Source organism: Candidatus Bathycorpusculum sp. (assembly GCF_009778815.1).
In the GTDB taxonomy this organism is placed as follows: Archaea; Thermoproteota; Bathyarchaeia; order Bathyarchaeales; family Bathycorpusculaceae; genus Bathycorpusculum; species Bathycorpusculum hydrogenotrophicum.
The window spans coordinates 1-26,659 of record NZ_WRFL01000030.1; the positions used below are offsets into that span (position 1 = coordinate 1).

The window sequence follows — 26,659 nt, forward strand, 5'->3', positions numbered from 1 at the left end:
GAACAAACCCGCCCTTGGCGACTTTTTCAGACAAACATTTTTTGCAATGCACCATACGAACTAACCTTGTTTGGCGATATATGTACAGCATCACATAAAATTATCTATAAGTGAACACTCTCATTTTTTTATATTAATAACAATATTTTATTTATTTTTCCCCTCACGTTTTGTGGAAATAAATATTCTGAGAACTGGATATTTTTTTATTTTTGCAAGTTTATTTTTTATATCGGTAAAAATATTTTAGAAATATAAACTATTTTATTTTCAAATTTATTTTACGGATATAAATATTTCACAAGCCGAGAATATTTTATTTTTGGATATATTTCATTTTTCGTCAAGTTTCTAAATTTTATACATGTAAAAAACTATAAATGGTCTATAACCGTAAAATAAATGATGAAAAATGCAGACCAAACCAACATCACGACCACGCATAAGCCGAAAAGAAGCAGAATACATAACCAAACAACTAAAGCTACAGCTTGAAATCTTTGAGTTATACATACAAAAATACAGACGCTTAAAAGAAGAACAGGAACGCCACCAAAAAACATCATCATACCTCCATAAAGAGAAACAAATCAAAATTTCAAACTACGACCAAGCCATAGCACTTATCACTAAAAACACAAACCTCCATAATGGCCTAATCATTAAATTTCAAGCAATAGCTGATGGAACCAACGACAGACACACAATGAAACATCTAAACAACGGCAGAGACATAATGCTTGATGATGTGCCTGATTTATCTGATATGTTGAAAGCCAGTGTAACAAACCTCTAACACAACTAACTAAAACCATAGTGGAACCATAAACTTCGTTAGTTACACAAGATTCACCATATACATATTAATTGATTATAGGGAGAACTAAACAAGAATTACGCTCCCTTTTGACAGAAAAGGCCCTAATTAAACTTACATATATCTAAGTTTAATTAAGGAGACAGGTGCGCGTTTAGAGTTAGATATGACACAGAACAAACAGAGTTAGTTAGAAGTCTGCTGTTAACAACCATAATCTAACCAGTCGTATTTTCGATTATAGTACCGAATTTTAAACTTTTTACGGTTTTGTGTATATATGTATTAATTTATTTACTTTCTTAAGGAGAGAGAAAAGTGCCGCCTTTTTTCTGGATGATGGTACAACGGATTTATTCGGATTAAGTCCGTTGTAGGATATTTATGGATTATAAAACGAAAAGAAGTCAGAGGTTAATAGAGAAATACGGTCGTCAGGTGACACAACGTAGCAAACTTGTATTCCCATTAAAAACCGGATTATATGATAATGTGGTTTACGATCAAATGGTGCAGTTTAGCTGGCTTGTAGTAGAGTATCTTGTACAATGCCAGCGTGAAGCAGACAATAAAAAACTACAAGGTAAACTATTCCCCTATAATGATAAACGTGCTTTTCAAATAATCTATAGCTGTACTGGTAAGTGGTGTCATTGGTTTCGTGTGATGAGTCAGAGATATTATGGTTCGTATGTGACAAAAGATTATATCAGGCATAGCAAGTTTCTGAACATAACTAACCCTATGTCTGCTATGCCATACTTGAGTTATAATCCGTATGAGGATTTGAAAAATAAGGAACATGTTTTACCTGCAGATTGGATACAGCCGGCTATAGAAAAAATCCAGTCGCGTATTACAAATCAATAGAATTTTGGTTGATGTACCCACACATTAGTACGCGCCGCTTGATAACAGTGCAGGTGGTATACGCCACCCTTTTTATTAAAAGCGTATGGGGTTACCTATTATCACTTCTTCACCACAACGTACACATACACAAGGCGTATTTTCTTGAGTAACTTTTTCTTTCAGTTCTTTAGTGAACCGTTCAATCAACCTATGATACACCTATTAAGCCCTAACAATATGGCGTTAGTAAAAGTTTATGCTAAAAATGTGGACAAAATAGAAGTGATTAAAAACATCCCCATTTAATTGCTCTCGAAATAACGCCTTATAGCATGATAAAGATTAACGTATATGTCCTCACGTTCAGAGGGTCTTAAAGTGCTTAATGGCTTTTCAGGATTGCATACGGCTTGGTACTTATCGATGTAAACTTTATCGCCATTCTTAAGATCAATTGGGCTAAATTTAACCGTTGAGGGTTTAATTGGGATCCACATGATGCATATCTGATTATCTTTGGCTGCTTGCAGGAGTATGGGCAGTTCCTGGTTGCGAATGTAGCCTGACGCAAGAAAGGCTTGCGACACCATAAGCACCCCAACTTTGGTTACTGCCATGTGTTTATGGATATTTTCGTCCCACTTGTCGCCATACTCTAATAGTTTACAATGCCAGTGTTTTATATTACAGTCTATCTTGAGCAAGTCAATGAAATGTTTCATTTCATAAAAATATTTTTTATCATCATCAGAAAAACTAATGAAAACTTCTTCCCGTTTTGTCATTGGTGCATCTATCATGTACAACACCTAACTACGCCGGTAGCAGTTGTCTAAGTTGTATTGTGCATCAGTGCTACCTTGTTCTGCCGCTTTTGTATACCAAAACACGGCTTTGTCGTAATCTTGTTTAACGCCGTCACCATTATGATAGCAGTTACCTAAATTATTTTGTGCGTCAGCGTTACCTTGTTCTGCCGCTTTTGTATACCAAAACACGGCTTGCTTAAAATCTCGTTTAACATAGATGTTGAAATAATAACAAATTCCTAAACGGTTTTGTGCTGTGGCGTTACCTTGTTCGGCGGCTTTTGTATACCACTCGATAGCCTGTTTATAATTTTGTGTCACGCCTTCACCATTGTAGTAGCAAAAACCTAAGTTGTATTGTGCGACAGCATTACCTTGTTCTGCCGCTTTTGTCAACCACATTACGGCTTGTTTAAGATCCCGTTTAACACCAATGCCTCGATAATAACGATCCCCTAATTCGAATTGTGCGTCAGCGTTACCTTGTTTTGCTAATTTTATTAAATCATCTGCTTTCTTATCCAACGCGATAATCCTCTATCAAGCAAATAGCTTTATCCTTAGGGAATCACCAAGTTTGAAGTTAAATGCTTTTCTCATACACTCTGATTATATGGTTTCCCAAAATTATTTTTCCAGGTCGTTTTTTCTGATTTCATGCCGTTTACCAGTTAAACATCTTTGCCGCTAAACCTAACCAAACTTCAGGCCGCATCTTACGTATGAAAGCTTGGCTGAACGTCTCTGTGATATCCAAATTAGGTGCTCTATGCGGTTTCTCCTAATTGTACCACTCAACCAAAGCCTCCAAAGTCTCAAACCGATCCCGGTGACAGCTGAAGAGATTATGCCCTTTTTCCACCTTGCTATTGGTCTGAGGATGGTTCACGCCGCGCAAAATATGCCTAATAATCTGTCATACAAATACACCTCAAACTAGTGCTCCGCAAAGCCCCGCATCACGACTAACAGCATAAAACTCAGAGTCATGATCAGTCACCACTTTTTTCACATGCTCACTATACAATAAGTCTTCCTCAATCAAAACAATGGCCTCAAGTTTTTTGATATAAAAGATACGATCGGTTGGCTGGGGCCAGGATATTTAGAAAAGACTCCCCAATGGATCTGTTATATGGGGTACGTAAACGTCTGTAGTATGTTTAACCTGTTGCACAATGGTTCTGATGATCTGAGCGACTTTACAATGTGTTAGTTTTTATTTTTTTCATAAACAGGCCTTAAAAAGTCAATTCCTTTGGAAAGATATTCATTACATATTCTCTTGGCATTTTCTCTTTGCCCTCTTTCAAATAAACTGTCAACGAGTGCTATCACTTTTTCTTGTGTGACGTAAGGGAAATGGTTGGTGGTATTTGATGAGAAATCATAAAATATGTCTGCAACGTGTTCTGGATTTTTTATGACATGAATATTTAACTGTTCTACATAGAACATAAAGGCCATATCGTTCAGGTATTTGTTACTCCATTTCATCAATTCAACAATGTCGCTATCAACATTATCAACGATGCTCAGCCAATAAGAAAGCTGAGTAAATACTTCATAATATTTGTCTTTTTCTGTTACACTTGAGATATTTGCGATTATTTTTTTCCATATGGGTTTGACTTTGTCTTTCATTTTAGCATCCAATTTATTGCGTAGGTGACAGAAGAAATTAACAAATTCTACTATGTAATCTACATTGCTTCCTGTGATTAGATCAATAATGAGACTTTCTTCAGAAAAATCTTCTAAATCATTTAAATAGGCAATACATATATGTTGAGGTAATTTTTCAAAAACATCTTTTTCGTTATATTCTATTGCTTTTTTGTAATGTCCGTTTTTTTTGAGTAACTGGTACAAATCCTGTGAAAGCATGGTTGAGTAAAAGAGATAACTCGAAAAGCCACATTTCCACATGAATTCGTCTTCTTTCGGAAATAGTTTGTTTATGTTGGCTTTAGTCCATGCTTTATCTAAATAATATAAGTGCGGCAAAAATGCACCCAAACTTACTTCAAATTCAATTGTTCGATTCGAGTGAATAAGTGATTGATAATGGGACTTAATTGTCTCGACCCCTTCATCATCCACGTTATTTTTAACTTTGGTAAACCTCAACGAACAGGTTATCATGGCATAATAAACGATTCCCAACGGTGAGTTTAAAACTGCAGTTATAATATCTGTAGTATTGTCGTTTTTAACTGTAGATTTTGTATTGTTCGCCAATCTCAACAATATTGACTCACAAATAGGGAGAAGATCATTGTCGAAAGCATGATTTTCATTTTTTGTTCCTTCAAATATCAGGTCAGCGATACTTTTGGTAAAAACGTTCTTTTGTGGATTTTTATCCTCCTTATAGAGTTGATTTGAAGTGGCATTGTTTAAAAAGTCAAGCACACATTTAACAGAAAATACTTTATTTTTTTTCCAAGCATCTGTAAACCCAGATATTAATGCCTCTTGAAATTCAAAATCAAGCTGTGCAAAAGGGTCTATGTCAGACGCAAATTTATCAGGGTTCTCTCGAACTGTGGTGGTGAAGTTATACAATACATCAATTTTATGGTGACCTGCCTTTTTTAACGAATATTCTGAAATATATTTTACAAGATCTGCGTTAGATTTATTGATGATGTCTGGTGGGAAGGCTTCTGGTGCACCTGCTACCTTGATCTCACTACTTGTCCATAAATGATGTCCTGGATGTTCAATTTTGTCTTTATAGATATTAGAATATTTTTTTATTAAGGAGTTAACTTTTTTATAGTCATTTCCTTCTAAGGCGGATAACCACTCCAGTTTTTTATATGCATCAGCTACAATTTGTTGAGGTGATTCTTCTGGATTATCTTTGATAGGGACTGTCTTAATTGACGTTATCCACTTTAGAAGGTTGTTGACTTGTTTATTGTTGAATTTATTATGGTTATTTTTAATTAATACGTAAATTTCATGTTTAAGATCCTCTTCCTCGAGAGGGTTGTCGTCCCATTGCCAAAATATTTGTGCATAATCCTCATAGAAATAGTTGATTAAGTGAATGCTAATTCTTTTAAAAATTGGTTTGTCACTTTTTAAAAACTCGTTTAACATGCCCTTTTGAGCGGGGGGTGTCAGGTGTTCAAGTGTTTGCCTCAAGAAATAAATCAATTGCATTTGGTAGTTATCTTCCAAAAAAACCTGCTTATTTTCTTCAATAGTGGGAATATCTATGACACCAAAGGCGGCTTTATTTTTTTCTAAAATTCTTTTCATGATGTCTAAAATCAATTCAGCCAATGATATTTCACAGATGGCGATGATTTTATCCCCATTTTTTTGTATTATTATTGATAGCCAATAATCTTCAAGAATAGACTTGAACTGAAAAAATTTAGAATTTTCGCTAACTATTTTATAATCAAGAATTATTTTGAGTGTTTGCATTAATTTTTCTTTGTCTTTATTGTATGTTAGATGAGGAATTACTGTTTTGTCTATTTCTAATACTGGTAGTATGGAACTAAACTTTGATGTCAATATTATTCGTATGAATTCGATGTGCTTTTTAGTTATTCTTTTAACTGGTAATAAGAAAATAATTCTTAACAGTTTATAATCAGTATATGGGTTCTCAATTCTTCTGCCGTCCTTTTTGAACGTGATTATTAAGTTAATTGACTTAATTAATTTATTGAGAATCAGACTATTGTTATTTTTCGAGAGATTCGTTGCAACGTTCTCAAGATAATCCAAAGCATACCAACGGGGTATGATGTAATTGTTGTTAGTTATAATGGGGTTTTTATTATTGATTGGGTCTAAATACCCTTCTGTAATTAATTTATCAAACCAGGGATATGGGTTATTTGTGGTGGATAGTTTTTTGAAAAACAGTTGTTTAAATGCGTCATCTTTATTTGCTCTTTGAAATATTGAAAAAATTTTATCTTCATTCAAGCTTATCCACCATTTCTTCCATGTCTTTTATGGCTTCATACTGCATGTCAGTTAGTCCGATAAGTTCCTTCTTCCATTTCTTGATTACAGTGTACAATTGAGCGTAGCCTGTTACATCTTTTTTGTAACCCACGACCTTTATCCCTAACGGCTTAAAGTAATCTGCATCAAACGCTTGCAAGTATTTTTCTTCTTTATAGTATGGCAAAAGAATGCAGTGTTTTGGTTCCATCTGTTTTCTATCCATCGTGGTAACTAAAAAATCTAATATTTCGAATTCTTCTAAGCCATATCCCAGAAAAATGATGGAATATTCGCTGAAAATGGCGGCTAAAAATGCATGGAACTCACCCTTTCTATAACGATCTAAATAATCTTGTACAGTAAGTATCGTTGTGTTGGGGTGTTCAATGGTTCCGTGAATTTTATACAATCTGTCGGGTAAAATGTTATTTGGTGAGAAATCTTTCTCAGTAAATAAAACTGATCCCGGAAATGTTGAGTCGAAATTTCTATCGATATTGGTTGTTAAATAAAGTGCTGGAATGATGCCGAACAGCTCTGATAACACTTTGTAGATGTTTTGAGTTTCGTATGCTTTGTTGGTTTTCAGACATTTTTTGATTTGTTTATAAAAATCATTTTCATGATGGTTATCGCGGAATATATTGCGACAAATTGTGATGATTTTTTTAGGTTCATTAATTGCCATGATGCTTTCTTTCTGTCGGAAATTGATGTAGTTACGCTCGAAACACATCTCGGTGAGGTTATTTGACAAATCTTTCCAACCTTTGCAACCCAAAAGTTTTGAGAGGCCTGACCCTAAGAAAAAACAGAGTTTTCCCTCCCTGGCTCTCTGTAATATATCCTCAGGTACTTTGGGCACCTCTGGAATGTCGTCTGTCTGCACTGTTAATCGGCAATAGTTTGTTATTCAAACTATTTTAAACTAATGTGTATTCTTCCAGGTGTGTTCTTTAACTTGGATCTTTCTTACGTTTATGCGGGGAAGTGGTTTTTCCCATGATGGTGTGGGTAAATGTAAAGTTGTACCGACGTGTTAATCATTATTTAGTGATAACTTTTTAACTAATCATTTATGTCTAGTAAACGACCCGGCTGATAATTCATGTCAAAAGCTTCTGACAATACTGCAAATCAACCCCCTGATACTTTAGAGGGTGAAATAGTCACTGCATTAAACTCTGGAGGTTATCTATTCCAAAAGTATTGTGCTAGAAAAATTCAAGAAAGTGGGTGGACGATAGATACAGAAGAGTATCCCATTTCAGATAACCTTTCCATTGATTTGAAGGTAACAAAATTTACAAATGATACTGCAAGAGAAATTGCAATAGTTGAGGTTAAACGGCAAGATCCACAAAGGAAGCGTTGGATTTTTTTTAAAGATGAAAATCCAAAATTTTCGTCTTTCTCTTTCCAAGGGCATTGTTTAAACACTCCTGCAATGGGTCGTTCTCGGAAAGGCACATATGTTGCGCGTTCAGTACGAGAGTGCTTAAATGAAGAAGACTTGGAAATGCCTCAATGTCACTCAGCAGGTATAGAATTTTTTAAAGAATCTGCCACTAAATCTTGCTGGAAATCAAATTCAGAAATAATTTATAAATCCTGTTTTAATGTTGCACATGGTGTTAACCATTTATTTGATGTAGAAGCGGAGGCATTACAAAGAACTATCAGATATGGTATAAACCGTCTTGAAAATGAAAAGAAAATCTTCGGGCGGAAGTACTGGTTCGGTGGTACTATTATTCCTGTAGTTATAACAAGCGCCCCTTTGATGTCAGTTAGTTTTGATCCTGAATTAATGGACACGTCTACATTTAAAGTAAAATTCGATAATATAGTTCATAAAAAGCAAAAATGGCTTGTTTATGACTTCCCTCTTCCCAAAAGTTTGCAATACAATCCAGTCGATATTCGCCAAATGTTTGCAGAAGACCGTTATGCTAAGATGCATATTTTCATAGTAAACGGGAACTATGTTGGTGAATTTTTTAATAAACTTGCACTAAGTATTAAGGGCTGTTTTAAAAAAAATGGATTTATTGAGATGTCATACACCGATTTTTATAAACCCAACCGCAAACGGTTTTTTAACCGATGAATATAGGTTAAATGGGTAGTTACCTTTGTTTTTATTTTCACGTATTGCTTGTTCCTTGTAAGTATCAGCTTTCGTTTAAACATGTTAGTCTTTCTTGAATTGTTGATTATGTGTATCCCTAACTATCACGTTGCTACCGCATTTTTATTTATTAGTTCAATAGTTTTTCACAAATCCATAAACATTTTCAAGTCGTCAAATATTTCGCTGATACTATCTCTATCGGAAAATGGGTTTTCCTGTAAAACCGATAGATCTTTCATCATGCCGTTTTTGACACTCGCTCAAGTCCGCGAGCCCGGCAACTTAAACGGTAACTACTTATGGTGTGATCTATCAACACTATGAGCACTATAAGAATCACGATAAGTATTGAGAATTTATCACAGGATCATTCAGATCAAAATTAACACATGCCGAATCTATTTGGTTGAATATGCTCTAATCATTTAAAGTAAGTTGTGATATAAGGCTATGGCTTGTTGCTATGTGGTTACATAATTTTTAGTCAGCGTCTCCCACACTTTATCAATGTGTCACACTTCCAAAAAGAAGTGGCAAGCTTTTATTTGCTCTATTTCATCCGGAGTGAGGTCAATCCAGTCAACGATTGACGGCAAAAATGATTTAAGTTTTTCCGCACACCAGTTGTATTTTTCAAAAATTAAGCGCTCATTTTTAAATTTTTTCATACGATGTCTGAGTATTTTTGAATATTCTTCCAAATTAACTAATAATTCATCTTTTGTATACTCTGTTATGTTGTGCAATATTCGAAATTGTTGCAAATAATCCACATAATGTTGGTCATCTGTATCTTTTTTTATTTCTGGGGCTGTCTTTCGGGTGTTGACGTCTAACACAAAAAATATGTTGTCATAGTCGATTCTTGCGCCCTTTTTACACAATTTGGCACCTTCGCAAAGTTGTCTTGCCTCTACTATTGCTGTCTCAACAAGCTTCTTATCTATAATAACTCTTGGAACTTTTGCATTATGTTTTTCCATTTCAGTTGCATCGACAATGCCTTGTCCATATAAAAAATTTTGATCAGTATATACTTCGCCTTGAGTAATGCACCCACGTATAAATATGCCGTATTTTAATATGGAATCTAGCTGAATGTAGCTGGCTATTGCTGTCAATAGTCTTAGAGCAATTATCTTTGGAGCCTCAGCAGAAACATTTATGCAAATTGCAACATTATCTGAAAAAGTATAAACGTGGATATTTTTTCCATATGTGCCAACTTCTTTTGCAAAACCATGCGCATGTTCTGTGATGTCTTTTATGGCTTGGATAAAGGTTTTATCATCTAATTCATGATTAATGAGTATTTGTCGATAACCTATTATGTCAAAATAGGCTATGACGTGCTGTGATGTTTTCATATCACCCATTTTATTTCACATATGTTTTTAAAAAAAAGACGGCGAACCTGCATATATACTTTCGAGTTTCTCAAAAGATGGTAGTGTTCGACATTGGTTTATGCTGTTAGAGGTCGTTTGAAAATTTTCACGTTGATGCATAATCCAACTACTGCCTTGTGCATTTGAAGAGATTTCGAAAAACAGATAGTTTTTCTTGCCAACCGTTTCACCTAAGTGCGCTTTTGACTGCTGAAATTGGTTTGAAGTTAAAGAGCAAATCAATGTTTTCTATAGCCGCATATCCATAACAAACGTACAAGTTCTAAAGACGTTTTTTCTTAACAGCACACAAGAACATGAGAACACAGGGTAAACTAGTTTGCATAGCCATTGCTAGCCTGCTAACTCAGTTGATTCTCAAAAAAAGGGGAAGTGTGGCAATGTCGCCACCCTTCACATGTTCAAACCCTGCCCTCGGCACCACTCTATCCATTTGGAATATGCGCTAGGCAAAAATTTGAAGTTTAGAACTACAATAAGTAACTTATGCTTTGCATTTTCGGAACAACTTTTGGGAGCCGAGTTAAATTTTTGTTTATCATCACAAAACTGTTGATTATCCAACAAATATTATCAGCCAAAATTTTGGAGGGGAACCCTTAAAAATAGAGGGTTAGGAAGAGGGGAATTTTGTGGTTTTGAGCCATTCTAGGAAGCCTTCTTTGACTTTTTGCGGGGTTTCAAATACGTGTACATCGTCCATGGTTTGTAGTTGTCGTACTTGTGTTGCTTCTTCTTTGCGTACGCGTAGTTTTAGGTCTTTGCCGTTGGGTAGTTTGGTGTAGATAATGTTTTCTTTAAAGTCAACGGGCATAATCCATACGGGTACGAATGCTTTGAGTGCCATAAGGGCTGAGTTTGTTATGAGGGTGTCGCTTATACTGTTAACGATTTTTGCGACTGTGTTTGAGGATGCTGGGCAGATTAGGAGGAATTCGTATTTTCCGCTTTGTACCATACCTGCTAGGAAGGGTGAGTTTGCGTTGGATTCGACGAAGACTTTGGGGAAGCTGTTTTTGAGGGTTTCGTCGAGGCGGTAGAATTTGAGCATGATGTCTGCGGATTTGGAGATGTAGACGTCTATGTCTATTTGGTTTTCTGTTTGTTGTTTTAGTTCTTTCATGGTTTGGATTATTTCTTGGATTTTGTCGCCTGCGCCGGTTATGCCCCAGGCTATTTTGAGTTTTTTAGTTGGTTGGTTGTTTTCAGTCATGTTTATCACTTTGAGTTTTTGTGTAGAGTTCTAGGTATTGGCTGAAGTGTTTGACGGTTTTTTTGAGTCCCCGCATGCCTTCTGTGTCGAGTTTTACGCCTTTGAGGGTGTCTTTGCTCCACAGGTTAGCGCCCAGGTTTGCGCCAAATGTTCCGCCGCTCACTGGAATCATGCCATTCATTAGATAAAAGGTGTGAATTTGCATTTGAGCTAGTTCTTGGCCGCCGGCTCGGTCTCCGCCGACGGTTATGCCCATGCCTATTTTGCCTCTGAAAAAGGTTTTGTTTGCGGCTACTATTGCGCGGGTGCGGTCCATTACTGTTTTTAGCTGTGCACTTATGCCGCCATTATAAACGGGGGTTGCAATGCTTATGCCTTGGGCGGTTGTGAGGAGATCATAGAGTTCTTGTAGGTCGTCTTTGATGATGCAGACTTTGTGGGTTAGGCAGTAATTGCAGTGCATACAGTAATGTATTGATTTGCCTCGGACGGTCCAGAGTTTGGTTTCAAACCCTCTTTGGACAAGTAGTTCAAGTGCTTGTCCTAAGACGTATTCTGTGGCTTGATTTCGGGGACTACCGCTTACACCGACAATTAACATATTTCACCATCTACGTTAACTATCAATCAAATTAAAATCTTACCCAACCAACAACTACAGGACAAAACAACCACCATAGCGTGGTTGGTAGTTATTGTGTTTGCGTAGTCACATAGCTTTAAGTTTTTTAAAAAATCACTCTAGGTATAGCTGTCATTTTTTTGGTGGTGTGATTTTTGGTTAGAGTTTATGGTAGGGATGGTAAGGAGATGGTTTTTGAGGGTAAATTGGTTGTGGAGGATCTTTGTGCGGTGGGGTTGCCTTTGCGTATGGCCGAGGAGGTTGCTGAGCGGCTGGGGGCTAGGGTGCAGGAGGGGTGGAGTGCTCAGAGGATTCTGGATGAAACCGATGTTGAGTTGCGGCATTTGCAAGAAGATATCGATAGGGCACATGCCAGCTACAAAGGCGCTATGTCTATGGGGAAGCATAATGTTGGGGAGCAGAGAATCGCCTCTGAGGGTGATAATTCTGTGGAGGTTCAGCCGCGTTTTGAAACTAGGGTGGAGTGCAAAAACGTCGAACTAGCAGAAAAACAAAAAGATAACTAAAAAGAAGATAAAAAGTGCGGGGTAGACAAGGGCCCGGTGTTTGTTTGGTTATTCGCAAGTATTCTTCGTGTTTAGTGGGATTGTGGGCGACCGCTATGTTCACAGAATTTTGAATGGCTAAACTTGCATTTGTTCGAGATACCTCGCCGACTCAAAATCAACTGATTTTATTCAACCACAATGAACAAAACACAAAGACACAACGGGTCATGCACTAATTTATTGCCACACCAACTTCGAGGGCAACACGATTGTCTAATCCGTAAACAAACAACTACCAGCTGCCGATGCAGCACTCTTCCCGTAGAATTGAATCATACTTACGGTTGCATAACAAGTGACTCTTTCCAACTTTTCTGCCAATAAACGCCACCAGCCTACAGATAACACATCAATCACGCCTTGGGCTATAAGCAACGTTTTTGTTTTCTTTTAATTGCTGGGGCAAAGAGTGAAATTCCAAGTGGATAGTGGCATATGGTTTAATTATTATTGGTGTAGTTTATAGGTTAAAATGGCCGGCTCTAAGTTGAAAGTTTTTTTAAAACTATTCTTTTCTAAGCGTGCCATAGTTGTTGTTATCTCAGCTTTGCTTGTTCTAACAGTTCTTAACACCTATCTAATTTGGGATGGAGTACGTCAAACCAACCTCTCGGGCGGGGTGATTAATTATGATTTTGTGCTCTCACAGAGCGGAGAGGGCTATAAGCTCAAAAATATGCTAACCGGCCACATATCCGAACAAGTCAATAGTGCATCTTTGGCTTTAGCATCAGCATTAGAAGAAGGCAAGTCGGTTTACCTAAACTCTGGAACTTATGTGTTAACTGAGGACATCTATATCATCAACAAATTGGGTGCTAAGATTGTAAGTGATGGCGCTACCATTGAGGGCAATGGGCATAGAATTGTTTTGTTTGGGGATGATTATACTTTTTCACAGTATGGGCTTATCTCAGGTTTAACTCTTATAAATTGTACGCTTCGGGTGGAAAATTCATTTGCAACAACCATAACCAACACTCGCTTCATAAACTCCTCAACAGGTATTGAATTTATCAATACAAATACTTGGAGTGAGTACAGCAAGATTGAGAGTTGTCAATTTATCAACAATTCGGAGGGGATTGCTTTTCGTACTCCGGTAAATGGTACTCAGATGAGTAGTGGTTTGGGTAATGCTACGGGTTCTTATGCTAGCTCTCTAATTGAGCGTTGTTATTTCAATGTTCCTGATTTTTCGATGGGTATAAATGTTGAGTGGCTGGCTGAGTTTTCGGATAGTCAGATTCAAAATGTTCGGTTTTGGATGGGGGAGAATGATTATCGGAGTAATCAGACGGGGTTGCGTGTTGATGGGTCGATGTGTCAGACACTACTTTTGGGGGTTGTTTTTGAGTCGTTTGCGTCTGATCCTATCTACATGTTTGCCATTGATTTAGACTGTAACTGTGATCCTGCGCCGATTCTTAGCAGGGTTAGTTTTTTGGGGAATTGGACGTCTCGGGTATATAATCCGTTTGCCGTTTGGATCTCAGGCAAGGGCATGATCTTTAAGCAGGAAATAGCGACGGTACCCATAGGAAAAAATGGAGTCTACGGGGAAATCCGAACAATAGATCGTCAGCCCGCTACTATTGATAGTTTTAAACCCAAAATTGAAGCTACAGGCAGTTTTAGCCATGATGAAACTCTAACGGTTCGCATCCGAGTCGAATATCTCGATAACAAAATCTCAGCACCCATCATACGCACCTTTACAAGCGCCGGCTCAACCTGGATAACTGATGAAGAGCTAACCCGTCTTTTTGGTTCACAGAACCTAATTTGGGCCATACTAATAGATGCCAAAGTCGACTCCGCTACAAGCGATACATCAGTTAGAGTCAGCGGCTATGGCACACCCAAATAAACACGACTAGAAAAACAACCAGCAGACATACTTAACCAGTCAAGCAAACCATAAGAAGACAACACAACAAAAAAAATAACCTAAGAACCACACTATTTTTGTGTTGCACCCTGACATTAGCAGTAGTTGATTTGTCGTCTGTTTATGGTGTGTTGTTGTTAGTGGTATTTTATGGTTATGTCGCCATGTGATGCTAGTAGTGCAAGAGATAGAGTGCCTTCGCCGGCGGATGTTGTGCCTTTGAGTTGTGTTGTTGTTTGCTCCTCTGCATCTATGGTAATGCCTGAATGGTTGATGGTACCGTCTACGACCATAGCGGCCACATAGAACAAGGTGCTTTTAGCTAAGCTGATTTTAACATTGCCATGCATGCTGACGGCCTCTAGGCTCTCAGCATTGCCGTCGTTTTCAATGTTAATGTTGCCGTTTGTAGTGGAGATTGAAACTTTTCCAACATTTAGCTTGGGCAGAGTTATGTCTCCGTTTGCACTTATAAGCGTCAAATTGCATTGGCTAGAAGCTGGCAGTTTGATTAACAAATCGGCAGTATGGTTGGGGTTGTTGTAGGTTACTTTGTCTTGGGCGCGGGTTACAATTGTGGTTTGATCGCCCTCTTTTGCTTCGTTGGTTTGGGTTGTTATGGTGGATAGTTCTCCTTGGGGAGCTTTGAGGGTATAGATTACTTCGATTTGGTCATTGGTTGTTGGTTGAATTTCTATATTACCCCTAAAGATGGTGGCATCAATCACAACGTTTGTGTCTGACGTATAAACGCTTCGTTCTTCGCGCTGATCCAACGCTGGGGGAGTATAGAGCAAACCTGATTGAAGAACCACTATAACAACTGTTAGAACAATAACAATCAGCAACGCTATTTTTACAGAGGTCTTCATTTCCATCCAACACCCTTTGTTTGGGCAACAAATGCTTTAAGAATTCCGCCCACTCAAAGGACACATCCGCGAGTATATTAAAAACACCGTTTAATGCTACTGATACAATTAATTGTTAGTAAATTTGATTTGCTACAACTGTTAGGGTAGCTACCTAAATCTTTTGGGTGGAAATTTGAAAGAAAGTAAAGTAGTGTTAAAATAAAGAAGAAGAAGGGTTGAGGGGAGATTATTCGCTCTCAAAGTATTCTTCGGGTTTTGGTGGAACAGCTGGTAGTCCTTTGCGTTCGCGGATGTCTTTGACTAGTGCATCTTGTAGTTGTTCTGGAACTGGTGCCCAACGGCTGAATTGGGTTGCCCAGAATGCCCGGCCTTCGGTTGAGCTTCTGAGTTCATCAGCGATACCAAAGCTTTCTGATACGGGCATTTCTGCTTTGACGGTTATCATGTCTTCTTCGGAGGGCATGTCTAGGATTTTGCCGCGGCGTTTGTTAACGGTTGCTAGGACGCTACTGACGAAGTCGGAGGGGACGTTGCATTCAAAGTTTATGAGGGGCTCGAGTAGTTTGGGTCTGCTTAGCAGGATAACGCAGTAGATGGGTCTCCAGGTCATGGGGATGGCTTGTGCGGGGCCTCTGTGGACTGGGTCTTCGTGGAGGGTAATATCTTCCAAGTTGATTTTTAGGCCGTGTGCTGGTTCTCTTGCTAGAGGAGAGGTGTGGACGGCTTCGCGGAATCCGGTTTTTATGTGGTCGATGATTTCTTCGACGTATTGTCGTCCGCGGATGCGGTTGACTAGGATGTTGCTTTCTTCGACTGCGACTGCGCCTTTTGCTTCGTCGGGGGACCAGCCTAGGCTTTTGAGGACTTTGGCTCTCTCGTCTTTGTTTTGCAGGTCGGTGATTTGTTCTGATTTAATGGCTTCTACGATTTCATCAGAGAGTTTTTCGATGGTTATCCAGAGTTTGTTGTGTTTGTTGGGGCTTTTACCCATAACTGCGGGTCCGGTGTAGTTGTGGCTGATAGTTTCTCTGTAGATGACAATGGGTTTGCTGAGTTTGACTTTGAGGCCAGCTTCTTGCATACGGTAGGCGGTGATTTCGAGGTGGAGTTCGCCCATGCCTGAGAGGAGGAATTCACCTGATTCTTTGTTCATAACAAAGCGAATACAGGGGTCCTCGGTTGTTAGTTTATGCATGACTTTGTCAAAGAGAGGTAGGTCTTTGACGTTTTCTGGCTCAACGGCTACGGTGACGACTGGGTCTGAGACGTAGGTTAGGCCTTCGAAGCTGTGAATGTCGCAGTCTGCTTCGCCTATGGTCTCACCTATGCGCATAACCGGTAGGCCTGAAACGGCTCCGATGTTGCCTGCGGGAACTTTATCGACAATAACTCGGTCTGCGGCCATGCTCATGAAGACTTGTTGGATGGTGCCTTTGCGTTGGGAGCCGACTAGTTGGACTTCTTTGCCTTTTATGATGGTGCCGCTAAAGATTCTGCCGATGGCAACGGTGCCGCTGTGGGGGTCCACATCGATGGTTGAGATGCACATAAGCAGAGGTGCTTTGGGATCGACCTTTGCCATGCCGACACCGACTGGGGATGTGACATCGCCTGCCCAGATTTTTGCTTGGCGGTAGGGTTGGGCGACTAGGGGGCTTGGGAGGTGTTTGCAGAACATGTTAAGGATGGGTTCGGGCAGGGGTGCTTTTTTGCTTAGTTCAGCTACTTTTGCGTTGACTTCATCGGGGTCGCCTGTGTATGCGTCGATGATGTCTTGGAAGCTGAGGTGTTTTTGTTTCATGTAATCAAGGCTTAGGCCCCATTTGTGAAGAGCAGAGCCGAAAGCAACGGTGTCTTCGATTTTGATTTTCCAGGTTTCTTTGTATTCGGGTGGGGCGTGTTTTTCGATTAGGTTGTTGATTTTTGTGAGAACTTTGGCAAATCTTTTCTGGATTTCTTGGGGAGATAATTTGATCTCTTTGATTAGCCGGTCAACTTTGTTGATAAATAGGAGAGGTTTAACGCGTTCTTTGAGTGCTTGCATGAGCACGGTTTCTGTTTGGGTCATGGGGCCCTCGACAGCATCAACAACGACTAGAGCGCCGTCAACTGCGCGTAAGCTTCGGGTGACTGCGCTTGAGAAGTCGATGTGTCCGGGAGTATCGATAAGGTTAATCAAATACTCAGTATTTTCGTAGGTGTGGACCAAGCTGACGTTTGAGGCAAAGATGGTAACACCGCGTTGTTTTTCAAGAACGTAGCTGTCAAGGAATCGTTTCTGTCCTGCGGCATCGGCACTGATAATTCCTGCATGTGCCAATAAACTGTCGGACAAGGTTGTTTTGCCATGATCCACATGGGCAATAATGCTGGTGTTACGGATGATTTTTGTGTTCTCCATTAATTTAACAATTTCATCATTTTGTCTAAAACGCGCCATAATTATTCATTCTCCACTTTAATTTTCATAATGCCGTTAATTTGATTTGAATACATCATATTTTTGAGCATTTTATGCATATGGAAATCTCTCGGACAATAGAGAAAATACATTGAATTTGCACCCTATTAACTTTATGGCATAAGATCAGACGATTTTTGGACACACAACAAACAATTTTTCACTACAACAAACTTGGAATCACGTTCAGTTTTTGTTTATTTCTGTGCAACACACCTTGCACACAAGACTTTGATTAGTGTGGGAAATAGACTGCCAAACTATATGGAAGTTAGGGATCAAAAACACAAAAAATAAAGAACCGAACCGAAGAAAAAAATTTGACCAATAACAACACTTAGAGACAAGAGCTCCTTATAGGTAATAAAAGACAAGTTCTGCCGGATTACTGTATAGACCACTCTGAACAGAGAGCGAAGCGGACAATGTTAACCAATAACTTGCGGCTGGTTTTCTCAAAACCTACAAAGTTTGCTTATGATTAGTGAAGGGGTTAGCGGCAAATCATCAGGATGTTTTGGCTGGATAACTAGGAACTGACTTTAACTGCAACAGGTTATTTGGTGTGGTTGGTATGACAGAAACTTGGCGGGAGCCCTACCACATCGTTATTGAAGTTGAAAACAAAGAGTGCCACATGGTTGGTAAACTGGCGGCGCTTGGATTTAAACACCTAAAGGTGGTAGACGTACGCAGTGTCAAAGGCGGCTCAGTTCGCCATCTCATGGATTTAGGAGAAGAAGACCAAGCAAAAAAAATCCCCAAAGAACTAACCGCAAAAGGCCACATAGAAAATAAATCAGCAATATGGCTAGAGAGCCCCGGCTGCGGCGTATGCAACACCATCCTTGCCCACGACGCCTTTTTAGTATCAGGCAAAAGCATGCCAAACAACATCATAACCTACAGTTTTATGGTACCCACCCACAACGCATTCAAATCAATAATTAACGACCTAGAAAAAACCGGACATAAAGTAACAGTACGCAAAGCCGGCAAATTCGAACAACAAATCGATGTACTAACCGAAAAACAAGAAAAAATCTTTTGGCTCGCACTCAAAAGCGGCTTCTTTGACTACCCCCGCCAAATCGACATGACCCAACTAGCCGCAAAACTAGGCATCAGCACAGCAACCCTCTCAGAAATCATACGACGAGGAACCAGACGACTACTAGAACACTACTTCAAACAAGAACTCTAACCAACCCACACACCAACACACAAACACACGAGATAAACAATATCACAGCCAAACAAGACACGATGCACTAAAAGCATTAGTGCTAAATTTCTACAAACCAACTATAACAAGGATAACTTGCAGTGCAGTATAGAGGCTCTAGTTTATCACCTCGCCATTACTAACCGGGCTAATTGTGCAATGGTGAGATGACAACTATGAATCGTAAGGTCTCTCAGGCAAGGGTTGATAGATCACGATCAAGTCTTCTTCGCGCTTGATACATACCGCCAAGTTATGCTTTTTAGCAACACGCGCAATACAAACAAAAGTGTGCTCATCACCCTCAGTTTTTATATGTACCTGATAACCTTGCGAGCGAGCTACAACAGCACTGGATAACATTAGCATAATACCAAGCACACCCAGATCCTCACAAGAAACAACCATGTCCTTAATCAACGCTATTGCTTCTTCACGCTTCATAAGAAACACACCACACCCAAGACGCCAAACTCTGCAACACTTTCCTCAAATTTATGGACGACATTTGCCATCATATCACCAACACACCGATAAAACACTATATCTAAACAAGAGGTAATTAAGGCCATGCCATAGAACAAACCGTATGGAATTTAGTACAGACAACAATCGACTAAAAATAGAAGAATAGCCAGAAAAAAATCAAACAATACTAGCTGTTTGACCAACAAACCAGCCTTGGCCAGTATTGAACCTGATAGGAAAGAAAACATCACCAGACCAGATACCAATTATTCATAACCAGACCAACACACCAACAATAAATCAGCACGATAAATACGCAAAGTACCCCACCACCATTAATTCATACGTAAGTTGTGGGGTAAAATAGAAAAAATAGGGGTTAACTAATAAAATTAATTTTGCGTCCAAGTCCGCCACTTATAGGATGAGGGCTGCAGAGTATGAGATCCGAGTAATGGATCCTGTGCAAGCCATTTTGTACTTGTGCTATTTGTCCAGTAGGACCAACTTGAACCATCGTGAAGCCAGTTGTAGAAGAAAATAGCATCCGATGTATCGTCAGTAAATTGCCCTTCACTGTATATCTCTTTTTGATGTCCAGCTTGAACGTAATGACTCGATATATGACCGCTAGCTTTCCAGACATAGTTTATCCACACATCATAGACCCAGCCATGGCTATCCTTGACACCACTAAGCATTATAACAAAAGTATCCGTGGCATATGCAGGTGTATTTTTATTTCCAAGAAATATCCAAGCGCCTTCGTCTAAGTCGAAAAGATACCACTTGTAAACCTCACCATAATTGTGTGTAACTACAATCTCAGCCCAGTCAGTACCACAATCTAAATCACCCAATTGCACACATAAGTAGTGACGTAAAGTCCCCCCTGAGCTAGTACTCATTGAACCACAAACGATTTCTGCAGCCACACCCGTCCAAGAATATTTATTTGTCCTCATAACAGAAGTTCGGCCAACCACAGTTCTTGTAGCAGAACCTGGTTGCATCGATTCAGATTTGGTTGAAGATTCAGTTGCAGGTTTTCGCATAAGCATTTCATCAGCTTCTTCAGGACTCAACGCTTCACCAATCCATGTTGCACCAGTCGCAGGATACCAACCCATACCCAGTGCGGCTAGCTGAACAGTTATTTCTTCATCACTCAGCCCCGCAGCCCTAAACTCATTAATCTTTAAAGTTACAGGATTAACAAAATCTTCAGGAGGTTGCCAGGAATCAAGGCTTGCTACCTGCGAAATCACCTGCGCCGAAGCAACAGGAAGCATAAGCGAAAAAAACATGGATCCAATAAGAATAGCAGACACTAAACCGTAAGCTCTTTTATGTTTTATCACACTATTTACCTCTTTACGCGTGAGATACACAAAATAGGCTATTAACGTCTATAGACTAGGACAACTGTACCATTGCATAGAACACAACCCCCATTATAGGCTGCCTCTACGCCATATTTTGATGGTTTCATAGGCAAAAATCACAACAAAACACACCTGAGCAATAACTGCAAAAACATACACTTGGAAAATAACGCCGGGATAAAAAACAGTGATTTCTATCACCAACACAAATATAGAAAAGAAGAGATAAAAGAAGTATCTCGGGATTAAGAAGCGGCTGATTCGTACACAATTTTCTAAAACCACCCTATCTACTACAAAGTTACCACATTCCCGTTTGACAAACTGCATACTTTCCAAACGAATTAGATGATGTTGAGCCACAGAAGGACTACTGAGATTTAACTCTCTAGCCAATTCCCTAACTCCGATGGGCTTATTACAGGTTAACATGAAACGGTAAATATCAAGCGCAGTTCCCCTCAATGTTTCTGCAGAGCATTTATCAGTAAACTAACTTGACCCCCTAAAACAAGAAATAAGCAGGATATCGATTTAACCCTTTTTCTTTTTTAAGAAAATAACAAGATACGATATAGCAATTAGTACACCGTATCTAAAAAATTGTTAAATAATAGACCAATCTTTTTAACAATAGACAGAGCTGAAATTATGAAAAGCGTAAAAATACAAATTGCATTAGCCACTGTCACAGCAATACTGACAGCACTACTGCTATTTGGAATAAGCTACATCCTCACACCCCACCCCGTAAACTACAGTGAAATACCGACACCCCTACTTTCAACGATTAAGCAAATTTTTAGATCAGCTCTCTGGATAGGTGTAGCCGCACTCAGTGCATTAGCCATCACTGGATCAGCCATAGCAATAAATCGAATAAAACAAAAACATCAACAGAAATATTCAAAGTCAGATACATAAAAAACCGTTCAGCAGATCGAATAGGCGAAAATTTCATAAACCATTGGTTTCAAAGCCAGTAGGCATTTTTACAATTAAATCAACTAACAGGACTCAAAAAATATTCACAACATAGTCTAGCCGAGTGAGAAAAAATACGCACAGAACCACTATAAGAGATAAGGACGAAGGGAATAGAAAGATGAATGGTATTGCCTCAAATTGTTCCACCATTTAAGCTCAGTTTGTAACTGCAGTGCATAATCAAGCAATTCACCATATTGCAGAAAAATATGTGGATAAAATATTGAGAAACAGAACAAAATATTTATGAAGATTTCAATAACTCTACATCAAAGCATATTAGACTAAAAAAATTAAGTATGCAAGTATAGACATAAAAAGTATGGTGAAAAATGAATAAAATCATTTCAGAATAATTTTTACCACAATTATCGCAATAATAATTGTTATCATTATAGCTGGAGTTATCGATCAAAGCATTCTTAGAGAGGATGAAATATAATGTTCAACATCGCGGCAGATCGACACCCCAAAGATAATTGACACATTAAAACCACTAGTTACCATTAGTTTATCAGAGATAACTGATTTGAATGAAATTTCTAGCGATTTCAATGTAACTAAAGGAGATACTATAACAATTATTGTGGACTTATTTCTTCGTTCAGATCAGAAAGAACTGTCCATACCGCTCTATCTTTCAGTGGGAGCTTTTGAAAACGTGCCAGCTCCAAAAATTATTGTGTCCCCGCCAAAACCTTACCCTGTTCTGCCATGGCCAAATCACATAGATTCTCCAGACATGGTAAAGCCATTTGAAGCAACATTTAACTCCAATCCTCTAACAATAAAGCCAAATCAAAATATGGCTACTACTTTGACAATTGTTACATCGGATAATACTCAGCCTGGAACATACACGCTTACTATTGAACTAGGTAAGTGGAAACAGACAGGCACTGGTGGAGCCAATTTTGAGTTGACGGTACTTCCAAAATCATGAGTTTAGCAAAATTTTTGTTAGGGTAGGGGGTTTGTGTTTGCTTTGCGGTTTTCTCGTATTTGGGCTAGTAGTTTGGTTACGGCTGGTTCGCCGTTTCTTGCTAGGACTTCGAAGAGTCGGGTTTCGTTTGTGATTCCTATTAGGCTTAGGTCTTCTTTGTTGTTGTTTAGGAATTGGTTTAGCCATTCTCTTACGCTGTAGGGGAAGCTGTATGTGCTTTGTTTTTTAGCTTTAGTAGACATTATTTGGCCTCTCTTGCGCGTATTAATTTGTCTATTTGACTATTTATCAACATCTCTTTTTTTTAAATGTTATAACAAATAAAAAACAATATTCCCAATTTTTACATGTGTTTTTTATAATAATAGTGTTAAAAACCCAAATGAGAAGTATTTATAAGTAATAACATTATTTAATTGTAATTACTTGTAAGAGGAAGCGATAACATGCCAAACAAACAAAACAACACAATTTTAACCACAATCAAACCAACAAACAAATTCACACCATCCAAATTATTAAATCTATATCAAAAACTCAAACACCACCCCAACAAAATAAAAATTAAAATCACAACCAACCAACACAGAGGAACCTGACGTTGACAAAAACCATAAATATCAACCCAACGATCACCCCCAAAATTCCAATAAACAAACAAAATCACAACCAAAAATCAAACAATAACAAAACAAAATATTTTCAAAACTGTTAACACCCCTGAAAAATTCCACAAAAAACAACCCAGCCCCAGCGTCGCCATCTCAGAACATACAAAGCACAGGTGTAGCTTATGAGTGATTCTAAACTTTACAAGTACCGCTTAGAAATAGATGCCTACTGCAACCATTGCCTAGATCAGTTTGAGAACAGCATTAATCGACCTTGCCACAATTATGAAGAGTGCGAAGTAACAGACTATAAAAAAATTTTAAACGACACTCAACCGATTGACATTAAGCATGATGCACTAAAGCAGACCCGCAAAACCAAATGCAAAACATGCAAAGCCAACTGTTACCTTGAAAAAAGTTTGCCGATGTGCAAAATTGAAATCGAGATAGACAGCTACTGCATCCACAAACGCTTCAGAACCATTTCAAATAACAACAACAAATGACACTAAATTTCAGCAACACAATAACTAATCTCAACCCACCAAACAAAACGAGCCACATATGCTTCATACAACTCTAAAAGGCGCTAATCACTCAAAATAATGTGTTGGTGTAAAGTTTTTGGGATCGTGTCAACGGCGCAAGGTTAGTGTTTTGTTGTTAGCGGTAAAGCGTTTGTAGGGGTTGCCGGTTTTGGTGATGATTTCTTGGTTGATGTCTGGGCCGGCGGCTTTAATTGTGATTGCGTCTAGGTTCCAGTTGTCGCTGTTGATGCCGCCTCTGAAGGTGGTTTCAAGGGTAACCGCGGTTATGTCGCTGGGCAACACAGCACGGTTAAGGTTGATGGTGATGTTGAGGCTAGAGTTTTTGTTCCACTTGTTTCCGCCATTGACGTTATAAACTGATTGTGTAGTGCCATCACGGAAGTGTACATAGAGATTTAGGTTATCGTTACAACCGCGCAGATCATCACTGCCAGTCTTAAAAGTTAACTCGAGTTTATTGATTTGTCCTGAGAGGGTGGGTGTGTTGTTTATGGGGATGAGAAGGGTTTTGTCGTTGCCTGTAAAGCGTTTGAATCCGACTTTCTTGATTTCCTGTAGTGTTGTGCCTATTATTTCGTAGATGGTTAGTTTGGTCATGTCCCAGTTGTCGCCGCTGATACCGCCTTTGGAGGTTGTGCTTAGGGTGAGATTGTGCAACTGTTTGGGTTGGATTGGGTTTGGAAGGATAATCTGGGCGAATTCGCTACTATGGCTAAGCCATCTAGCGCTGAGGTTAATGTTGTGGTATATCTGTTGTGTGCCATCGGTTAGGTTTACAAGTAGATCGATGTTGTCGTTGCCGCCGCGCAGGTCGTCGTTGCCAGTTTCAAATTTGAGGACTAATTCGTATGTTAGGCCATCGTTGGGGTAGGTGGTGGGGTTGTGAATAAGCGGCGGGGGGCAGGGCTGGTAGTTTTTGTGGACGAAATATGTGCGCCAGGTTGTTGAGTGTCTTTTTTTGTAGCAGAAGACTTGGCGTGTTGCATCTGCGATGAGGGTGCGTTTGGTTTTGGGGTGTTCGGGGTCGCAGACATAGATTTCGAACTCATCTAGATGGGTGCCGTAATCGCCTTTGTATCGGCCCATGTTGTAGCCATAGGCGATGACTTGATGGTTTCCTGAGCCTGTGTCGTCGCTTTGTAAGCCTAATACGCAGGGTTTGCCTTTGTCGAGGAATTGGCTCAATTCGTTAATGCATCCGCCTGGATTTGTAGAGATTCCTCTGTGGAAGAATTTGGAGGTTTGTTTTTTGTTGGGGTTGAGGCCGATTTCGATCCAGGTGTCGAGGTTGTTTAGAATTGAGTCTGTTTGTCGGGAGGTTAGGTATTTGTGCAGGATTGTTCCGGTGGCGGGGCGAAATGTTTGGGGTGGTATGGGTTTGTTTGTGAAGTAGTAGTCCAGTGCGGCATAGGACCAGCCTCCGCATAGGCCTTTTGCGGTTAGGCCTCTGAACAGTTCGGTAGTAAAGTTGTTATCGAAGCTAAAGCTGTGTTGGGGGGTAAAGTTGGTCAGCATAGAGAGCCGCCACAATCTATGGCTGTGGAATCTTTTTTCATCATATGCCTGTCAGAGTCATAATTTTGTGGGTTTATAAGTTTATCGAATGAGTAGCTGCTTGGTTTTTGGGACCAATTGGTTCAATACTGTCTTTGTGTAGTATGGTTGGTGTGTGTGAGAGGGGGGACAAGGGGAAGATATCTGCAGGTGATATGATGAGATACGTCGATCCCCTCTCACAAGTTTTTACTATTAATTAATAGTTAATAAGTTTACTTATCTCTCGCTTGAGAATAGACCATAAACTCACCACACCCACGCAGGCAACAACTGCAAAAAAGAGGAAAAAGGAAACACCAAACGCTAAAAGAGCGCGCAGAGAACATGTTGAAAAGGTAAACAACAGATCACCCCCCTTCACAGTTGGGTACTGCTATCCTGCTTTAATTTTTAGGACAGACGCACAAAGATTTTTTTGGTTACGTATTAAGGGCAGAATCAATCTAGAAAGCAGGGCAAGGGCATCATGTTGGTTGATGAATGGGCTGGGTTGTTGTGTTTGTTGTGGTGGTGATTATGCTTTGTTTGTATGTGTTTGCGCAGTGGATGCAGCAGAACGGTTTTTTGGTGCCGTTGATGATTTCGTGGTAGGTGCCTTTGTAGATTTGGCTGTTGCAGTGGGTGCAGGTGTGGAGCAGGATTTTAAAGGCGGTGGAGTGGATTTCGGTGAAGTATCTAAAGAGGTTGCGGCATAATGCTTGGCCGGTGGGGGTTAATTCGAAGGTGTTGCGTAGTTTTGACTCGTTGACTGTTGTGGTGTGTTTGATGTAGTGTTTTTCTTCTAGTTGATGGAGGAATGGGTAAACTGCGCTTGGGCTGAGTTCTTTTTTGAAGTTGTGTTTGTATTGGTTTATGATTTGATAGCCATGGGTGGGGCCTTGGTAGAGCATAGTTAGGATGTGGAAGCGATTAAAGTCGCTGACCAACTCCGTCATATTAAAGCTGTATTTACGAGTCATACGCCTCATATCTTTGGCAATGATATAGAAACAATAAGAGTTTATAACAGTTTATAAACGTTTATAACTGTATATACCTATATATACCTACATATAACTATATATAACCCCACAACAAACCCCAACCCACCAACAGCCAACAAAAACAACCACAACAACCAAGCTATAGCACGTATGTACCAAATTACACCATTAGCCAAACAACCCAAACTCCTCAGAAACACCAAACCAAAACACAACCACCCCTCCAAACCCACCCACACACCAACCCACCCACACACCAACCCACCCACACACCAACCCACCCACACACCAACCCACCCACACACCAACCCACCCA

The 26,659-nt window shown here is 39.4% G+C and carries 25 protein-coding genes; 9 read left to right on the forward strand and 16 right to left on the reverse strand.

Annotated features, from left to right (window positions below):
• Window positions 1–412 precede the first annotated feature (412 nt).
• Both FWF39_RS06945 and FWF39_RS06950 read left to right on the forward strand, forming a co-directional pair.
• Window positions 413–796, forward strand: a complete 384-nt coding sequence (locus FWF39_RS06945) for a hypothetical protein (RefSeq protein WP_343382715.1) — start codon at window positions 413–415, stop codon at window positions 794–796.
• Window positions 797–1,201: 405 nt separating this feature from the next.
• Entirely contained in the window at window positions 1,202–1,687 is a 486-nt protein-coding gene (locus FWF39_RS06950) for a hypothetical protein (protein WP_343382716.1), read from the forward strand.
• Between the two features lie 284 nt (window positions 1,688–1,971).
• Here FWF39_RS06950 and FWF39_RS06955 read toward each other — a convergent pair whose 3' ends face one another.
• From FWF39_RS06955 to FWF39_RS06970, 4 genes are all read right to left on the reverse strand, one after another.
• On the reverse strand, window positions 1,972–2,469 hold the full coding sequence (locus tag FWF39_RS06955; RefSeq protein ID WP_343382717.1) for a TIR domain-containing protein: 498 nt from the start codon (window positions 2,467–2,469) through the stop codon (window positions 1,972–1,974).
• A gap of 9 nt (window positions 2,470–2,478) precedes the next feature.
• On the reverse strand, window positions 2,479–3,003 hold the full coding sequence (locus FWF39_RS06960) for a tetratricopeptide repeat protein (protein WP_343382718.1): 525 nt from the start codon (window positions 3,001–3,003) through the stop codon (window positions 2,479–2,481).
• Window positions 3,004–3,690: 687 nt separating this feature from the next.
• On the reverse strand, window positions 3,691–6,435 hold the full coding sequence (locus tag FWF39_RS06965) for a hypothetical protein (protein ID WP_343382719.1): 2,745 nt from the start codon (window positions 6,433–6,435) through the stop codon (window positions 3,691–3,693).
• Window positions 6,428–7,348, reverse strand: a complete 921-nt coding sequence (locus FWF39_RS06970) for an SIR2 family protein (protein ID WP_343382720.1) — start codon at window positions 7,346–7,348, stop codon at window positions 6,428–6,430. Before FWF39_RS06970 ends, FWF39_RS06965 begins: the two co-directional genes overlap by 8 nt.
• A gap of 219 nt (window positions 7,349–7,567) precedes the next feature.
• Between FWF39_RS06970 and FWF39_RS06975 the strand changes: the two genes are divergently transcribed.
• Window positions 7,568–8,569, forward strand: coding sequence for a hypothetical protein (locus FWF39_RS06975; protein ID WP_343382721.1), 1,002 nt, complete (start codon window positions 7,568–7,570; stop codon window positions 8,567–8,569).
• 536 nt (window positions 8,570–9,105) lie between these two features.
• Here FWF39_RS06975 and FWF39_RS06980 read toward each other — a convergent pair.
• From FWF39_RS06980 to FWF39_RS06995, 4 genes are all read right to left on the reverse strand, one after another.
• Window positions 9,106–9,969: a hypothetical protein gene (locus FWF39_RS06980; protein WP_343382722.1), complete on the reverse strand. Its 864-nt coding sequence runs from the start codon at window positions 9,967–9,969 to the stop codon at window positions 9,106–9,108.
• An 89-nt stretch (window positions 9,970–10,058) separates the two neighbouring features.
• Window positions 10,059–10,172 carry an IS1 family transposase gene (locus FWF39_RS06985; RefSeq protein WP_343382723.1) on the reverse strand — a complete coding sequence of 38 codons (114 nt, stop codon included), beginning with the start codon at window positions 10,170–10,172 and terminating at the stop codon, window positions 10,059–10,061.
• A 443-nt stretch (window positions 10,173–10,615) separates the two neighbouring features.
• Complete coding sequence (gene afpA, locus FWF39_RS06990; protein ID WP_343382724.1) at window positions 10,616–11,215, reverse strand: archaeoflavoprotein AfpA; 600 nt, start codon at window positions 11,213–11,215, stop codon at window positions 10,616–10,618.
• Entirely contained in the window at window positions 11,208–11,816 is a 609-nt protein-coding gene (locus FWF39_RS06995) for a flavodoxin family protein (RefSeq protein ID WP_343382725.1), read from the reverse strand. The genes afpA and FWF39_RS06995 overlap by 8 nt, the downstream gene beginning before the upstream one ends.
• A 176-nt stretch (window positions 11,817–11,992) precedes the next feature.
• Between FWF39_RS06995 and FWF39_RS07000 the strand changes: the two genes are divergently transcribed.
• Both FWF39_RS07000 and FWF39_RS07005 read left to right on the forward strand, forming a co-directional pair.
• Window positions 11,993–12,364 carry a hypothetical protein gene (locus FWF39_RS07000; RefSeq protein ID WP_343382726.1) on the forward strand — a complete coding sequence of 124 codons (372 nt, stop codon included), beginning with the start codon at window positions 11,993–11,995 and terminating at the stop codon, window positions 12,362–12,364.
• Between the two features lie 529 nt (window positions 12,365–12,893).
• Window positions 12,894–14,276 (forward strand): hypothetical protein, encoded by a 1,383-nt coding sequence (locus tag FWF39_RS07005; protein ID WP_343382727.1) that lies wholly within the window; start codon window positions 12,894–12,896, stop codon window positions 14,274–14,276.
• A 158-nt stretch (window positions 14,277–14,434) separates the two neighbouring features.
• Here FWF39_RS07005 and FWF39_RS07010 read toward each other — a convergent pair whose 3' ends face one another.
• Entirely contained in the window at window positions 14,435–15,169 is a 735-nt protein-coding gene (locus tag FWF39_RS07010) for a DUF4097 family beta strand repeat-containing protein (RefSeq protein ID WP_343382728.1), read from the reverse strand.
• Window positions 15,170–15,398: 229 nt separating this feature from the next.
• Window positions 15,399–17,612, reverse strand: a complete 2,214-nt coding sequence (locus tag FWF39_RS07015; RefSeq protein ID WP_343382729.1) for an elongation factor EF-2 — start codon at window positions 17,610–17,612, stop codon at window positions 15,399–15,401.
• A 595-nt stretch (window positions 17,613–18,207) separates the two neighbouring features.
• Here FWF39_RS07015 and FWF39_RS07020 point away from each other — a divergent pair.
• Complete coding sequence (locus FWF39_RS07020; protein ID WP_343382730.1) at window positions 18,208–18,837, forward strand: helix-turn-helix domain-containing protein; 630 nt, start codon at window positions 18,208–18,210, stop codon at window positions 18,835–18,837.
• Between the two features lie 195 nt (window positions 18,838–19,032).
• On the opposite strand, the gene FWF39_RS07025 is transcribed toward FWF39_RS07020, so the two are convergent.
• The 3 genes from FWF39_RS07025 to FWF39_RS07035 all read right to left on the reverse strand — a co-directional run bounded on the left by FWF39_RS07025 (window position 19,033) and on the right by FWF39_RS07035 (window position 21,143).
• Entirely contained in the window at window positions 19,033–19,302 is a 270-nt protein-coding gene (locus FWF39_RS07025) for a hypothetical protein (protein ID WP_343382731.1), read from the reverse strand.
• Window positions 19,303–19,718: 416 nt separating this feature from the next.
• Window positions 19,719–20,687 (reverse strand): hypothetical protein, encoded by a 969-nt coding sequence (locus tag FWF39_RS07030; protein WP_343382732.1) that lies wholly within the window; start codon window positions 20,685–20,687, stop codon window positions 19,719–19,721.
• Between the two features lie 93 nt (window positions 20,688–20,780).
• Window positions 20,781–21,143 carry a hypothetical protein gene (locus FWF39_RS07035; RefSeq protein WP_343382739.1) on the reverse strand — a complete coding sequence of 121 codons (363 nt, stop codon included), beginning with the start codon at window positions 21,141–21,143 and terminating at the stop codon, window positions 20,781–20,783.
• A gap of 219 nt (window positions 21,144–21,362) precedes the next feature.
• On the opposite strand from FWF39_RS07035, the gene FWF39_RS07040 reads away from it, so the two are divergent.
• Both FWF39_RS07040 and FWF39_RS07045 read left to right on the forward strand, forming a co-directional pair.
• Complete coding sequence (locus FWF39_RS07040; RefSeq protein WP_343382733.1) at window positions 21,363–21,635, forward strand: hypothetical protein; 273 nt, start codon at window positions 21,363–21,365, stop codon at window positions 21,633–21,635.
• A gap of 592 nt (window positions 21,636–22,227) precedes the next feature.
• On the forward strand, window positions 22,228–22,641 hold the full coding sequence (locus tag FWF39_RS07045; RefSeq protein WP_343382734.1) for a hypothetical protein: 414 nt from the start codon (window positions 22,228–22,230) through the stop codon (window positions 22,639–22,641).
• Window positions 22,642–22,658: 17 nt separating this feature from the next.
• Here FWF39_RS07045 and FWF39_RS07050 read toward each other — a convergent pair whose 3' ends face one another.
• On the reverse strand, window positions 22,659–22,883 hold the full coding sequence (locus FWF39_RS07050; protein WP_343382735.1) for a hypothetical protein: 225 nt from the start codon (window positions 22,881–22,883) through the stop codon (window positions 22,659–22,661).
• 551 nt (window positions 22,884–23,434) lie between these two features.
• On the opposite strand from FWF39_RS07050, the gene FWF39_RS07055 reads away from it, so the two are divergent.
• Window positions 23,435–23,761: a hypothetical protein gene (locus FWF39_RS07055; RefSeq protein WP_343382736.1), complete on the forward strand. Its 327-nt coding sequence runs from the start codon at window positions 23,435–23,437 to the stop codon at window positions 23,759–23,761.
• Window positions 23,762–23,890: 129 nt separating this feature from the next.
• On the opposite strand, the gene FWF39_RS07060 is transcribed toward FWF39_RS07055, so the two are convergent.
• Both FWF39_RS07060 and FWF39_RS07065 read right to left on the reverse strand, forming a co-directional pair.
• On the reverse strand, window positions 23,891–25,318 hold the full coding sequence (locus FWF39_RS07060) for a hypothetical protein (RefSeq protein ID WP_343382737.1): 1,428 nt from the start codon (window positions 25,316–25,318) through the stop codon (window positions 23,891–23,893).
• Between the two features lie 506 nt (window positions 25,319–25,824).
• Window positions 25,825–26,319 (reverse strand): PadR family transcriptional regulator, encoded by a 495-nt coding sequence (locus FWF39_RS07065; RefSeq protein WP_343382738.1) that lies wholly within the window; start codon window positions 26,317–26,319, stop codon window positions 25,825–25,827.
• Between the last annotated feature and the right edge of the window lie 340 nt (window positions 26,320–26,659).

Coding starts and splice junctions, on each gene's coding strand:
- FWF39_RS06945 (WP_343382715.1), top strand. CDS start 413: ATGCAGACCAAACCAACATCACGACCACGCATAAGCCGAAAAGAAGCA.
- FWF39_RS06950 (WP_343382716.1), top strand. CDS start 1,202: ATGGATTATAAAACGAAAAGAAGTCAGAGGTTAATAGAGAAATACGGT.
- FWF39_RS06955 (WP_343382717.1), bottom strand. CDS start 2,469: ATGATAGATGCACCAATGACAAAACGGGAAGAAGTTTTCATTAGTTTT.
- FWF39_RS06975 (WP_343382721.1), top strand. CDS start 7,568: ATGTCAAAAGCTTCTGACAATACTGCAAATCAACCCCCTGATACTTTA.
- FWF39_RS06980 (WP_343382722.1), bottom strand. CDS start 9,969: ATGGGTGATATGAAAACATCACAGCACGTCATAGCCTATTTTGACATA.
- afpA (WP_343382724.1), bottom strand. CDS start 11,215: ATGACTGAAAACAACCAACCAACTAAAAAACTCAAAATAGCCTGGGGC.
- FWF39_RS06995 (WP_343382725.1), bottom strand. CDS start 11,816: ATGTTAATTGTCGGTGTAAGCGGTAGTCCCCGAAATCAAGCCACAGAA.
- FWF39_RS07010 (WP_343382728.1), bottom strand. CDS start 15,169: ATGAAGACCTCTGTAAAAATAGCGTTGCTGATTGTTATTGTTCTAACA.
- FWF39_RS07015 (WP_343382729.1), bottom strand. CDS start 17,612: ATGGCGCGTTTTAGACAAAATGATGAAATTGTTAAATTAATGGAGAAC.
- FWF39_RS07020 (WP_343382730.1), top strand. CDS start 18,208: ATGACAGAAACTTGGCGGGAGCCCTACCACATCGTTATTGAAGTTGAA.
- FWF39_RS07025 (WP_343382731.1), bottom strand. CDS start 19,302: ATGAAGCGTGAAGAAGCAATAGCGTTGATTAAGGACATGGTTGTTTCT.
- FWF39_RS07035 (WP_343382739.1), bottom strand. CDS start 21,143: ATGTTAACCTGTAATAAGCCCATCGGAGTTAGGGAATTGGCTAGAGAG.
- FWF39_RS07040 (WP_343382733.1), top strand. CDS start 21,363: ATGAAAAGCGTAAAAATACAAATTGCATTAGCCACTGTCACAGCAATA.
- FWF39_RS07050 (WP_343382735.1), bottom strand. CDS start 22,883: ATGTCTACTAAAGCTAAAAAACAAAGCACATACAGCTTCCCCTACAGC.
- FWF39_RS07055 (WP_343382736.1), top strand. CDS start 23,435: ATGAGTGATTCTAAACTTTACAAGTACCGCTTAGAAATAGATGCCTAC.
- FWF39_RS07060 (WP_343382737.1), bottom strand. CDS start 25,318: ATGCTGACCAACTTTACCCCCCAACACAGCTTTAGCTTCGATAACAAC.
- FWF39_RS07065 (WP_343382738.1), bottom strand. CDS start 26,319: ATGACTCGTAAATACAGCTTTAATATGACGGAGTTGGTCAGCGACTTT.